Source organism: Desulfosoma sp., from assembly GCA_037481875.1.
In the GTDB taxonomy this organism is placed as follows: Bacteria; Desulfobacterota; Syntrophobacteria; order Syntrophobacterales; family DSM-9756; genus Desulfosoma.
Genome location: JBBFKY010000017.1, coordinates 1 through 13393 on the forward strand (window position 1 = coordinate 1; position 13393 = coordinate 13393).

11 protein-coding genes are annotated in these 13393 nt (G+C 55.0%); all 11 read right to left on the minus strand.

The window, feature by feature from the left end:
- Positions 1–198 precede the first annotated feature (198 nt).
- Entirely contained in the window at positions 199–669 is a 471-nt protein-coding gene (rpsG, locus tag WHS46_14710) for a 30S ribosomal protein S7 (protein MEJ5349928.1), read from the minus strand.
- A gap of 90 nt (positions 670–759) precedes the next feature.
- The gene (rpsL, locus tag WHS46_14715) at positions 760–1131 is read right to left on the minus strand and encodes a 30S ribosomal protein S12 (GenBank protein ID MEJ5349929.1); all 372 of its coding nucleotides are present in this window, start codon (positions 1129–1131) and stop codon (positions 760–762) included.
- Positions 1132–1273: 142 nt separating this feature from the next.
- On the minus strand, positions 1274–5443 hold the full coding sequence (rpoC, locus tag WHS46_14720) for a DNA-directed RNA polymerase subunit beta' (protein ID MEJ5349930.1): 4170 nt from the start codon (positions 5441–5443) through the stop codon (positions 1274–1276).
- A gap of 55 nt (positions 5444–5498) precedes the next feature.
- Positions 5499–9617 carry a DNA-directed RNA polymerase subunit beta gene (gene rpoB / locus WHS46_14725; GenBank protein ID MEJ5349931.1) on the minus strand — a complete coding sequence of 1373 codons (4119 nt, stop codon included), beginning with the start codon at positions 9615–9617 and terminating at the stop codon, positions 5499–5501.
- Positions 9618–9791: 174 nt separating this feature from the next.
- Positions 9792–10178 carry a 50S ribosomal protein L7/L12 gene (gene rplL, locus WHS46_14730; protein ID MEJ5349932.1) on the minus strand — a complete coding sequence of 129 codons (387 nt, stop codon included), beginning with the start codon at positions 10176–10178 and terminating at the stop codon, positions 9792–9794.
- Positions 10179–10199: 21 nt separating this feature from the next.
- Entirely contained in the window at positions 10200–10721 is a 522-nt protein-coding gene (gene rplJ, locus WHS46_14735) for a 50S ribosomal protein L10 (protein MEJ5349933.1), read from the minus strand.
- Between the two features lie 211 nt (positions 10722–10932).
- A complete protein-coding gene (gene rplA, locus WHS46_14740) occupies positions 10933–11637 on the minus strand; it encodes a 50S ribosomal protein L1 (protein ID MEJ5349934.1) in 705 nt (234 codons plus the stop codon).
- 55 nt (positions 11638–11692) lie between these two features.
- Complete coding sequence (rplK, locus tag WHS46_14745; GenBank protein ID MEJ5349935.1) at positions 11693–12115, minus strand: 50S ribosomal protein L11; 423 nt, start codon at positions 12113–12115, stop codon at positions 11693–11695.
- An 85-nt stretch (positions 12116–12200) separates the two neighbouring features.
- On the minus strand, positions 12201–12731 hold the full coding sequence (nusG, locus tag WHS46_14750; protein MEJ5349936.1) for a transcription termination/antitermination protein NusG: 531 nt from the start codon (positions 12729–12731) through the stop codon (positions 12201–12203).
- 51 nt (positions 12732–12782) lie between these two features.
- Positions 12783–13085: a preprotein translocase subunit SecE gene (gene secE / locus WHS46_14755; protein ID MEJ5349937.1), complete on the minus strand. Its 303-nt coding sequence runs from the start codon at positions 13083–13085 to the stop codon at positions 12783–12785.
- A gap of 62 nt (positions 13086–13147) precedes the next feature.
- Positions 13148–13297 (minus strand): 50S ribosomal protein L33, encoded by a 150-nt coding sequence (rpmG, locus tag WHS46_14760; protein MEJ5349938.1) that lies wholly within the window; start codon positions 13295–13297, stop codon positions 13148–13150.
- Between the last annotated feature and the right edge of the window lie 96 nt (positions 13298–13393).

Genomic DNA, 13393 nt, shown 5'->3' on the forward strand with positions numbered 1-13393 from the left:
GTGCGGCTTCGTCCGCTCAAACTTCTTCTTCCCCATCGCTCTTCCTCCTCACGTCCTTACCGAATCCATGAATGCGAAACTTTTTGTTCTAAAAAGTCAGGATGCCCTTGGGTCTGGTCCGCCCCCTGAAAGCCGGCGCCGTTTCGCATGCCACCGGAGAGGCGTCATCATTCCGGCCGCGTGAGGCCCTTCGATCACTTACCAGCGATAATGGGCGAAAGCCTTGTTAGCTTCTGCCATGCGGTGCGTGTCTTCCCTTTTCTTGACCGATCCCCCCCGGTTCTGGGAGGCATCCAACAGTTCCCCCGCCAACTTGTCGATCATGGTCTTTTCCGAACGGTTTTTGGCGTAGGAAATAATCCAACGCATGGCCAAGGCGTCTCGTCGGTCGCTGCGCACTTCCACAGGCACCTGGTAGGTGGCGCCGCCTACCCGTCTGGATTTCACTTCGATGATGGGCCGCACATGTTCCATGGCCTTATGAAAAACTTCCAGAGGGTCCTGCTTGCTACGCCTCTCAATGACTTCAAAGGCTCCGTAAAGAATGCGTTCCGCCACACTCTTCTTGCCTTGACGCATGATATTGTTGATGAACTTGGCCACCAACCGGCTGTTGTATTTGGGGTCCGGAAGCACTTCCCGCTTCGCAACTTCTCTTCTACGTGGCATCGCCTTCCTCAACCTCGTCCATCGTTTATGGCAAAAGAGAAGCCATGGCCCTCAGCAGGGCCATGGCCCGCCTTGGCTTGTCTCAACGTCTTACTTCGGCCGCTTAGCCCCGTACTTGGATCGGCCCTGTTTGCGGTTGGCAACACCCAGAGCATCCAAGGTTCCACGAATAATGTGGTAACGGACGCCGGGCAAGTCCTTAACACGGCCTCCACGAATCAACACCACGGAATGCTCCTGCAGATTGTGGCCGATTCCTGGAATATACGAAGTCACTTCGATGCCGTTGGTCAGCCGCACACGGGCGATCTTTCGCAGAGCCGAGTTCGGCTTCTTTGGGGTCGTCGTATAGACGCGCACACACACGCCCCGCTTCTGCGGGCAGCTCTGAAGCGCCGGAGTGCTCGATTTCCTACGAACCTTTTCTCTTCCCTTTCGCACCAACTGATTGATCGTGGGCATCCTTGTTTTCTCCACCAACTCCAGATCGCATTAATTTCAGAAACTTATTGCCTCAGAGCCCCTAGGCTCAGAAACACCTCTATCTACAGAGTCGCCTGAACCTTGTCAAGCGTTTTCAGCCTTTGAACCTGTCCCCAAGGGATCACCTTTCCTGCAAGGCCTCGGCGCTCACATGAAGCTTTCGGTAACGCCGCATGCCTGTCCCCGCAGGAATCAGTCTTCCCATGATGACGTTTTCCTTGAGACCCCGCAGACGGTCCACCTTGCCGGCCGCCGCAGCGTCCGTCAGTACCTTGGTGGTCTCTTGAAAAGACGCCGCCGAAATGAAACTTTCCGTACTCAAGGACGCCTTGGTGATACCGAGAAGCAAAGGTTCAGCCGCTGCAGGCATTTTCCCTTCCGCTTCCAGTCTTCGGTTCACCTCTTCGAAGACATGCTTTTCCACATGTTCCCCAAGCAGGAAATCCGAGTCGCCCGGGTTAATGATGCGCACACGGCGAAGCATCTGACGCACGATGACTTCGATGTGCTTGTCGTTGATCTTCACACCCTGAAGTCGGTACACCTGTTGCACTTCGTTGACCAGGTACTTGGCCAGCTCCTTTTCCCCAAGCACGTTCAACACATCGTGAGGATTGGGAGAACCGTCCATAAGGGGTTCACCGGCCCTAACGTAGTCGCCTTCATGGACACTGATGTGTTTGCCCTTGGGAATGAGATACTCCCGAGGCTCACCCACTTCGGGCGTGACGATAACCTTGCGTTTTCCTTTGGCGTCTTTGCCGAAACTCACCACACCTTCAATTTCCGTAATGACCGCATGTTCCTTGGGTTTACGCACCTCGAAAAGTTCAGCGACACGAGGCAAACCGCCCGTGATGTCTTTGGTTTTGGTGGTTTCTCGAGGAATTCGGGCCAACACATCGCCGGGAAAAACCGAATCCCCTTCATTGACCATGAGGATGGCGCCCACGGGCATATAGTATCGGGCGTGACCTCCGTCCCCGACACGAGCCGTTCGGCCTTTCTCATCCTTGATGGAGACACGAGGCCTCATATCGCCCTCTCGAACCTCCACCACCACCTTGCTGGATTTCCCCGTGACGGGATCCAGCCTTTCTTGCATGGTCACCCCTTCGATGATGTCCCCAAATTTGACCGTTCCCTGCACATCGGTGAGAATGGGTGTAAAGTAAGGATCCCATTCCGCCAAGAGGGTCTCCGGCTCCACCCATTGCCCGTCTCGAACCTTAAGCTTGGCCCCGTAGACGATGATGTAACGTTCCCGCTCCCGACCGCTCTCACTCACAATGGCAATCTCCCCATTGCGGTTCATGGCCACCAGATCGCCTTCGCGGTTGAGCACCGTGTTGAGGTTGACGAATTTCACCTGACCCGGATACCGGTTCTGAATGGCCGTCTGCTCAATGCGCTTGCTCGCCGTTCCACCAATGTGGAAGGTCCGCATGGTGAGCTGGGTGCCGGGTTCTCCGATGGACTGAGCGGCGATGATGCCGATGGCTTCACCGATCTGAACCCTCTTGCCGTGCGCCAAGTCCCGTCCGTAGCAGGTCGCACAAACCCCATGGCGGCTCTGGCACGTGAGGATGGAGCGGATGGGGACCTTTTCGATGCCGGCATCTTCGATCTTCTTGACTCCTTCCTCATCGATTTCCTCACCCGCATGCACCAGAACGTCGCCCGTGACGGGGTCCACGACGTCTTCCAAAGCCACCCTGCCCAGGATTCTTTCTCCCAGCCGTTGAATGATTTCGCCGGCTTCCAGAAGGGCTTCGGCCATGATGCCGTCCATCGTGCCGCAGTCTTGCTCGGTGATAATGACGTCTTGCGACACATCCACCAAGCGGCGGGTCAGATACCCGGAGTTGGCCGTCTTGAGGGCTGTGTCGGCTAGACCTTTTCGCGCCCCGTGTGTGGAAATGAAGTACTGGAGCACGGTGAGTCCTTCACGGAAATTGGCCGTGATTGGGGTTTCGATGATTTCCCCGGAAGGCTTGGCCATAAGGCCGCGCATTCCCGAAAGCTGCCGCATTTGGTCTTTGCTGCCACGAGCACCGGAGTCCGCCATCATGAAAATAGGGTTGTAAGAAGTGGTTCGAGCCTTTTGCCCGTCGGGACCCTCAACAATTTCCGTTTCGATCTCCTTCATCATCTCGGCGGCCACACTGTCCGTGGCTTTGGCCCAAATATCCACGACCTTGTTGTATTTTTCACCTCCGGTGATCAAACCTTCGTTGTACTGACGTTCTATCTCTCTGACTTCTTCAAAAGCCTTTTCAATAATCTCCGATTTACGCGACGGTATGGTCATGTCTTTGATGGCAATGGACAATCCCGAGCGCGTGGCTTGAGCGTAGCCAAGGTCTTTCAGTCGGTCCGCCAGGATGACCGTGGCTTTTTCTCCGGCTCTGCGGTAACTGAAATCGATGAGGTCCAGCAAGGCCTTCTTGGTCATGACCTTGTTGATCCGCTGAAAGATTTCGGGAAAGAGCGAAGCGTCCTTGCTCAAGGGTTCGTCTAAAAGACTGCTGATGGTTTCCCATAACAGAGCGCGACCGACGGTGGTTTCCATCAAACGGCCATGGAGGCGAACCTTGATGCGCGCATGCAAATGCACTTCACCGGCATCGTAGGCGCAGCGCACTTCCTCCACGCCGGAAAAGCTGCGGCCCTCCCCCTTAGCAAAGGGCCTTTCTCGTGTCATGTAATAAAGCCCAAGAACAATGTCCTGGGACGGCACAATGATCGGCCCACCATGAGCCGGACTCAAAATGTTGTTGGTGGACATCATAAGGACGCGGGCTTCCGCTTGGGCTTCAATCGAAAGCGGCACATGGACGGCCATCTGGTCCCCGTCGAAGTCCGCGTTGAAGGCTGTACATACCAAGGGGTGCAGCTGAATGGCTTTCCCTTCGATCAGGATAGGCTCAAAGGCCTGAATGCCCAGTCGGTGCAAGGTCGGGGCTCGGTTGAGCATCACCGGAAACTCCCGCACCACTTCATCCAGGGTGTCCCAAACCTCCGGGGTTTCCTTTTCCACCATCTTCTTGGCAGCCTTGATGGTCCCCACATGGCCCTTTTCTTCCAGCTTGTTGTAGACAAAGGGCTTGAAAAGCTCCAGGGCCATCTTTTTGGGCAAGCCGCACTGGTGCAGCCTGAGGTTCGGTCCCACCACGATCACGGTACGGCCGGAATAGTCCACGCGTTTGCCGAGAAGGTTCTGACGAAAACGGCCTTGCTTGCCCTTGAGCATGTCACTCAAAGACTTGAGCGGCCGTTTGTTGGCTCCCGTGATGGTTTTGCCGCGGCGCCCGTTGTCGAAAAGAACATCCACGGCTTCCTGAAGCATGCGTTTTTCGTTTCGAATGATGATATCGGGCGCATTGAGATCCATCAGCCTTTTGAGGCGGTTGTTTCGGTTGATGACGCGCCGGTACAAATCGTTGAGGTCGCTTGTGGCAAACCGACCTCCGTCCAAAGGCACTAAAGGCCTCAGGTCCGGAGGCAGAACCGGAATGACGTTCATGATGGTCCATTCCGGCTGATTGTCCGAATCCTTAAAGGCTTCGATCACTTTCAGGCGCTTGGCCAATTTCTTGCGCTTGGCCACGGAAGAAGTTTCCATCATTTCGGTGCGCAGTTCTCGAGCCAAGGCCGCCAGATCCAATTCGGCCAACAATTCCCGAATGGCTTCGGCTCCGATTCCGGCACGAAAGCCGGCCCCGTACTCCTGAACAAGGCTGCGATACTTCTCTTCACTGAGCAGATCGTATTTCTTCAAGCCGGGAACATCTCCGGCATTCAAGACGATATAGGAGTCGAAATACAGGACCCTTTCCAGATCCCTCATGGTGAGGTCCAAAAGATTTCCGATCTTGCTGGGAAGACTGCGCAAAAACCAGATGTGGGCCACCGGGGCGGCCAGCTCAATGTGCCCCATGCGTTCACGACGCACCTTGGACTGAATCACCTCCACGCCACACTTTTCGCACACTACACCCCGGTGTTTCATCCTCTTATACTTACCGCAGTTACACTCATAGTCTTTGGTAGGACCGAAAATCTTGGCACAGAAAAGCCCGTCCCGTTCCGGCTTGAAGGTGCGGTAATTGATGGTTTCCGGCTTCTTGACTTCACCGTGAGACCATTCGCGAATCTTTTCCGGTGACGCCAGCATGATCTTGACAGCGTCAAAGTGAAGGGGATCCGTCGGTTTCATGAAGTAAGGATAAAGCTCTTTCAAGGGTTCCTCCTTGTGCGTCATGCCCTGTGCCGAACGGGCTTTCTTCATGAGTTCATCCCTCAGGAAAGCCCGAACAGGATCAGGACGTCCAACTGACGCGAATCTATTCTTCCTCGCCTTCCTCTTCGCTCAACAATTGAACATCCAAAGCGAGGGCTTGGAGCTCTTTGACGAGGACATTAAAGGATTCCGGCAACCCGGCTTCCAAGGTATTGTCCCCTTTGACGATTTTTTCGTACATACGGGTTCTTCCAGCCAGGTCATCCGATTTCACCGTCAAGAACTCCTGGAGCGCGTAAGCCGCCCCGTAGGCTTCCATGGCCCACACTTCCATCTCACCCAGCCTTTGGCCTCCGAACTGGGCCTTACCGCCCAAAGGCTGCTGGGTTACCAGGGAGTAAGGTCCGATGGATCGAGCGTGAATCTTGTCGTCCACCAGGTGGTGCAACTTGAGCATGTACATGATGCCGACGGTGACCGGTTGATCAAAGGGTTCGCCCGTGCGACCGTCGTAGAGAATCGCTTGGCCTGTTTCGGGAAGTCCCGCTTCTTTGAGAAAATCGCGAATTTCGGCCTCTTCGGCACCGTCAAAAACGGGAGAAGCCACATGGAGCCCTTCACGCAGGTGCGGCAGAAGCGCTTCCAGATCCTTGGGCTCCGCGTCTTTAAAGTAGCTGTCGAATTCCAGCTGGTTGTAGATTCGTCGCAGCTTTTCTTCCAGAGTTTCCTTTTCTTTGTGGGCTTCAATCAGTTTCGCCAGTTGTTCTCCCAAGCCTTTGGCCGCCCAACCCAGATGGGTTTCCAGCACCTGACCCACGTTCATCCGTGAAGGCACGCCCAAAGGATTCAGCACCAGATCCACAGGGGTGCCATCGGCGAAATAAGGCATGTCTTCAATGGGTAAAATCCTGGAAACGACACCCTTGTTACCGTGGCGCCCCGCCATCTTGTCACCCACTTGCAGTTTGCGTTTGACGGCCACATAAACCTTGACCATTTTGATGACACCCGGCGGCAGTTCATCTCCTTTTCTGAGTTTGTTGATCTTTTCTTCAAAGAGGGATTGCACCAGTTCCACCTGTTCACGGTAATGGTCCGTGATGCGCTCCACTTCCATGGTCAGGGCCGGGTCTTCCGAGGCTTGCAACTGATTCCAAAACCGAGTGGGAAGATCCAAAAGCACCTCGTCGGTGATGGGATCGCCTTTTTTCACATAGACTTTCTTTCCGTCCTTGATGGTGACGGCACTGGTTTTTCCGGCAAACAAAGCGGCGATACGTTTGGCCACACTCTTTCGAATGATTTCCAGCTCATCGCGCTGATCCTTTTCCAGACGCGCAATTTCTTCGTCTTCGATCATGCGTGTGCGCTCATCCTTGTCCACACCTTTGCGGGAAAAGACCTTAGCATCGATGACAATGCCTTCGACACCCGGAGGGACTCGAAGCGACGTGTCTTTGACATCGCTCGCTTTTTCTCCGAAGATGGCCCGAAGGAGTTTTTCTTCCGGGGTAAGCTGGCTTTCGCCTTTGGGTGTCACTTTGCCCACGAGAATATCGTTGTGGCGGATGTAGGCGCCGATTCGCACAATGCCGCTCTCGTCCAGGTTCTTGAGGGCCTCTTCTCCCACATTGGGAATGTCTCGAGTGATCTCTTCCTTGCCCAGCTTCGTGTCCCTGGCCAGAACTTCGAATTCCTCGATGTGAATGGAGGTGAACACATCGTCTCGCACAATGCGTTCGCTGACCAAAATAGAGTCTTCAAAATTATACCCGCCCCAGCTCATGAAGGCGATCATGACATTGCGGCCCAAAGCCAGTTCGCCGTGATCCGTAGAAGCCCCATCGGCGATGATCTGCCCTTTGCGAACCGTCTGGCCGGCACGCACCAGAGGCTTTTGATTCAAGCAGGTGTTTTGATTGGACCGCTTGAATTTAATAAGTTTATAGATATCCACGCCGCTGTCCCGGCTGCTCTGCGTTTCCACAGCCCGCACCACTATACGACTGGCGTCCACATACTCCACGATACCGTCCCGTTTGGCCACAATCACCACACCGCTGTCTCGGGCCACAATCCTTTCCATGCCTGTTCCCACCAAGGGGGCTCGTGTCTGAATCAGAGGCACGGCCTGGCGTTGCATGTTGGAGCCCATCAAGGCGCGGTTGGCGTCGTCGTGTTCCAGAAAAGGAATCAAGGAGGCGGAAACACTCACCAGCTGGTTCGGAGACACGTCCATGTAGCGAATCTCTTCCGGAGGCACCAGCATGAATTCACCGGCCACGCGAGCGGACACCTCATCTCGAAGAAAACGCCCGTTTTCATCCAAAGGAGCGTTGGCCTGGGCGATGGGGTAGTCTTTTTCTTCCATGGCCGTGAGGTATTCCACCTCTTTGTTTACGGTCTTGTTCTGCACCTTGCGATAAGGTGTTTCGATAAACCCGTAGGGGTTCACTCGAGCATACGTCGACAGAGAGACAATCAAGCCGATATTCGGACCTTCCGGCGTCTCAATGGGACAAATACGGCCATAGTGCGTCGGATGCACGTCGCGCACCTCAAAACCCGCTCGCTCGCGCGTGAGACCCCCTGGGCCCAAGGCGCTCAGACGCCTCTTGTGAGTCACTTCCGAAAGGGGATTGGTCTGATCCATGAACTGAGACAGCTGACTGGTGCCGAAAAACTCCTTGACCACCGCCGACACCGGTTTGGCGTTGATGAGGTCATGGGGCATGAGGGCTTCGATTTCCTGGAGACTCATGCGCTCTTTGATGGCCCGTTCCATGCGCACCAAACCGATGCGGTACTGGTTTTCCAGGAGTTCTCCAACGGCTCGGACCCTTCGATTGCCCAGGTTGTCGATGTCATCCACCGGGCCTTGAGTTTCCTTGAGGTAAATAAGGCGCTTGACGGCTTCCAGAATGTCTTCCCGCGTCAGGGTTCGTTGCTCCAGAGGAAAGTTCAAGCCCAGCTGATGATTCAGCTTCAACCGCCCCACCTCGGAAAGATCGTACTGTTCGGGGTTGAAAAACAAATTGTTGAAGAATTCCGTGGCTACCTCTTCCGTCGGCGGATTGCTGGGACGAAGCTTGCGGTAAATCTCCAAAAGGGCGTCTTTGCGGCTGGTTACCTTGTCTTGAAGCAGCGTGTTTCGAAACGCCGGGCTTACATCCTGACCCTGCAGATGCAACAGCTCCAGTTCCTTGATGCCTTTTTCCAAAAACAGATCCAAAAGGATCGGTGTGATCTCCTGATTACACTCGGCGATGATCTCTCCGGTGCTGTAATCGATGACATCATGGGCCAGAACCTGACCGACGATTTCCTCGGTCTTCATGGGAAGTCTTTGAATACCCAGGTCTTCGAGCCTTTTCAGAAGTTGTTTGCCAAGCTTTCGGTTTTTCTTGGCAATGATTTCGCCGGTGACCGGATGGACAATGTCCGCGGGAGCCTTGGTGCCTTCCAGGGTCTCTCTGTTAAGTTCCTTTTCCGCGTTTTCGGCGTCGATCAGAAAGACTTTTTCAGTGCGATAGAAGAAGTTCAGCAGTTCTTCGGTAGCGTAGCCCAACGCCTTTAAAAAGACGGTGGCGGGAAGTTTACGACGCCTGTCAATACGCACATAGAGGATGTCCTTGGGATCGAATTCAAAGTCCAGCCAGGACCCTCTCAGAGGAATGACGCGAGCGGAGTACAGAATCTTGCCGCTGGAATGCGTCTTGCCACGATCGTGGTCGAAAAAGATGCCCGGAGACCGATGGAGCTGGCTGACAATGACCCTTTCGGTGCCGTTGATGATGAACGTACCGTTTTCGGTCATCATGGGCAAGGTTCCGAAATAGATCTCCTGCTCCTTGATGTCTCGAATGGAGCGATGCCCGGTTTCTTTGTCCACGTCAAAGACCGCCAAACGGACGACGATCTTCAGGGGAGCCTCGTAGGTCATGCCCCGGGCCAGGCATTCTTCCACGTCGTACTTGATTTCTCCAAAACTGTACTGAGCGAATTGAAGTGAAGCCGTCTGACTGAAATCCTCAATGGGGAAAACGCTTTCAAAAACTTCCTGAAGACCCTTTCTCGCCCTTTTGTCGGGAGGCACGTCCATTTGAAGAAAGCCGGCATAGGACTCTTTCTGCATCTGGATCAGGTTCGGGATGTCCACGATCTTTTTGATCTTCCCGAAACTCTTTCGAACCCGGTACTCTTGGCTCAGAGCAGTTGCCATGACATCTCCTGCCATTTTTGAGAAATAATGTCGCCACTGGGTGACAAGGGCGACAAAGCCACCTGGATTCCGCTCAACGCGAAATCTTCGGTGGCACCGACATTCTGAAAGGAAAAATCGGAAGCCTCACCCCAGGGTGAGGACTTCCGACACACGGCAGGCCGAAAACTGGGATCACTTGATTTCCACGGTCGCTCCGGCTTCCGTGAGTTTCTTGGCGATTTCTTCGGCTTCCGCCTTGGGAATCCCTTCCTTCACCACGCCGGGAAGGTTTTCCACCAGGTCTTTGGCCTCCTTGAGGCCGAGGTTGGTCACCGCACGCACTTCCTTGATGACATTGATCTTCTTGTCGCCGACGGCGGTAATGACCACGTCAAACTCCGTTTTTTCTTCCACCGGCGCGGCTTCGGCACCGGGAGCCGCCGCCACGGCGGCCACAGCCACCGGCGCCGCGGCGCTCACACCAAAACGGTCTTCCAGCTCTTTCACCAGCTGGCTGAGTTCCAACACGGTCATGTTTTCAATAAACTTGATGACATCTTCCTTGGTGATTTCCGACATGCGAATGATCCTCCTTGCGTCCTATGCGTTTTCTTTTTCCCTTTGAATAGCAGCCAGCACGCCCACAAAGGCCCGCGGAACTCCGCTGAGCACTCGCACAAGGGCCGTCGGCACGGCATGGAGCGTTCCCAGCAATTTGGCCAAGAGTTCTTCGCGGGACGGCAGTTCCGCCAGAGCGAGCACGTCATCCACGCTGAGCACTTGGGTGCCCAGGACACCACCCTTCACCTTGAACTTGTCGTTTTGCTTGCTAAAGGCTTTGAGAGCCTTGGCCGACACCGCAGGATCACCGTAGGCGATGGCCACGGCGTTGGTGCCCTTCAGCAAGGGTTCCACCGCTTCAGCCCCTGTGCCCTTGGCGGCGATGCGCATCAGCGTGTTCTTGACAACCTTGAACTCCACGCCCTGCTGTGCCAGATTGTCACGCAGCGTCGTGATCTCCGCGACACTCAAGCCTTTGAAATCGGTGAGAATGGCGGCGGTGGCTCGCTGCAGCTTTTCGTGCAGCTCGGCGACCAACTGTTCTTTCTTGACTCTCTCCAAGCTCTCTCATCCCTCCTTTCCTCTGCCGGCGTGCTTTCCTCAACGCATGGTCCGCATGGAACGATCCCGTTGGTCTTTTCACCACCTCGGTAGGTCCCGTTCGGCGGCGCCTTGTTTTCCGAACGGATTTAAACACCTTCCCGATGTACCTACGGTCTCAGATGCGTGAAAGCACCCAACGGCAGTTTACGAGTGTCCGTTTTCCTGGACTTTAGCCCAGGATGCTTTTCACGGCCAGAGGGTCGATGCGAATGCCGGGTCCCATGGTGGTGGAAATGGCGATTCCTCGCAGATACGTGCCCTTGGCGGCCGTGGGTTTCAGCCGAATCAACGTGTCGATAAAGGTGGAAATGTTTTGCAAAAGTTTTTCCGGGCCGAAAGAGACTTTTCCCATGGGAGCGTGGACGATGCCGGTCTTTTCCACGCGAAAGTCCACCTTGCCCGCTTTGATTTCTTGAACCACCTTGGCCACATCGAAGGTCACGGTGCCCAGTTTGGCGTTGGGCATCAGGCCTCGAGGTCCGAGAATCTTTCCGATCTTGCCCACCTGGCCCATCATGTCCGGTGTGGCCACAGCCTTGTCGAACTCCATCCAGCCATCCTTGATTCTTTCGATGAGTTCTTCGCCGCCGGCCACGTCGGCTCCGGCGTCCAAGGCTTCCTTAACCTTTTCACCCTTGGCGAAAACGGCCACGCGCACCACCTTTCCCAAACCGTTGGGCAGCACCACCGTGCCACGGACCATCTGGTCCGCATGGCGAGGATCCACTCCCAGCTTCACGGCGATGTCCAAGGTCTCGTCAAAGGACGCGTACGCGCACTGGAGCGCCAGATTGAGGCCTTCTTCAAAGGTATAGCGCTTGGTTCGATCCACCTTTTCAAGCGCAGCGCGATATTTTTTCCCTCGCTTCGGCATTTCCTTCTCTCCAACCGACCCACTCTGTCACCAGACCGCGGCGACAGCCCACGGATTATTCGATAACGATTCCCATGCTGCGAGCCGTTCCTTCGATGGTGCGGATGGCCGCTGCCAGGTCTCGAGCGTTGAGATCGGGCATCTTGAGTTTGGCGATTTCTTCCACCTGAGCCCTGGTCACTTTGCCCACCTTGTCTCGGTTGGGTTCACTGGACCCTTTGGCGATCTTGGCCGCCTTTTTCAAAAGCACCGAGGCAGGCGGGGTCTTGGTGATGAAAGTAAAGGAACGATCCCCGTAGACGGTGATGATCACAGGAATGATCATCCCTTCTTGACCCTGAGTTCTGGCATTGAATGCCTTGCAGAATTCCATGATGTTGACACCGTGCTGACCCAGAGCCGGCCCCACGGGTGGGGACGGATTGGCCTGGCCGGCCGGAATCTGCAATTTAACGTTTGCTATCACCTTTTTTGCCATGTGACATCAACTCCCCTATGGTCTCATGCCCTGGAGCCGTCACCTCATGCCAAAGGGCAGGAAAAAAAAGGCGACGGTCAAAGGCCTACAGGCGTTGGACCTGCACAAAATCCAGCTCCACCGGAGTGGAACGACCGAAAATGGATACCAGCACGCGAACCTTTCCCTTTTCCGGAATCACCTGGTCCACGACACCATGAAAACTGGTGAAGGGTCCGTCCACCACACGCACTTCGTCGCCTTTTTCAAATTGATACTTGGGTCGAGGCTTCTGGACTCCTTCTTGCATCTGCTGCAGGATGGCCTGAGCTTCCTCATCGGTAAGCGGAATGGGCTTTTCCTGACTGCCGATAAACCCGGTCACTTTCGGAGTGTGGCGCACCAGGTGCCAGGTCTCATCGTTGAGTTCCATCTGAACCAGAATGTAGCCGGGATAGAACTTTCGCGAAGAAGCGCGGCGTTCTCCCTTGACAAGTTCCACCACCTTTTCGGTGGGTACCAGAATCTGACCGAAGTATTCGGACTTTCCCGCCGCCTTGATGCGCTCTTCCAAACTCGCTTTGACCTTGTGCTCAAACCCCGAATAGGTATGGACAATATACCACTGCTTTGCCACGCCTTTTCTCCCGCTCCCCTTAAGCCCCAACCCTGCTTGGGCTTTGGCGACTCAGCCGATGAGAAACCTCACAAAACGGGCTAAGATGAAATCCACGATACCCAAATAGATCCCGCAAAGGATCACGAGGATCACCACCACGGACGTGGAGCCGATGGTTTCCTTGCGGGAAGGCCACACCACCTTGCGCAGCTCATAGACCACTTCACGCAGGTATGTCTGAAAACGTGTCCAGAGGCTCGGCTCAGCGGGCCCGGCCTTGCGCGGTGCCTTCTTTTTCAAGGCCGCCGCTTCCTTGGCTTCCCCGGAACCGTCCTTTGATTTTTTGACCGGGACTTTCTTGTTCGTCTCCAAGTTTCGTCCACCTTCGTCCACGCCGCCATGCAGCCTGTGCGCTTTCATTGTCTTGGCTACGTTCACTTGGTTTCCTTATGAACCGTATGAGCGTTGCAGAACTTGCAATACTTGCGAAAGCTCAGACGATCCGGGGTCGTCTTTTTGTTTTTTGTGGTCGTGTAGTTGCGCCGTTTACACTCCTGGCACGCTAAAGTGACCAATACTCGCATCGTCTTTCACCTTTTCCGTCTCAAAGCCCAGCCGGGCTCAAGGCTTTACTCGATGATGTCGGTGACCACGCCGGCTCCGACGGTGCGCCCACCTTC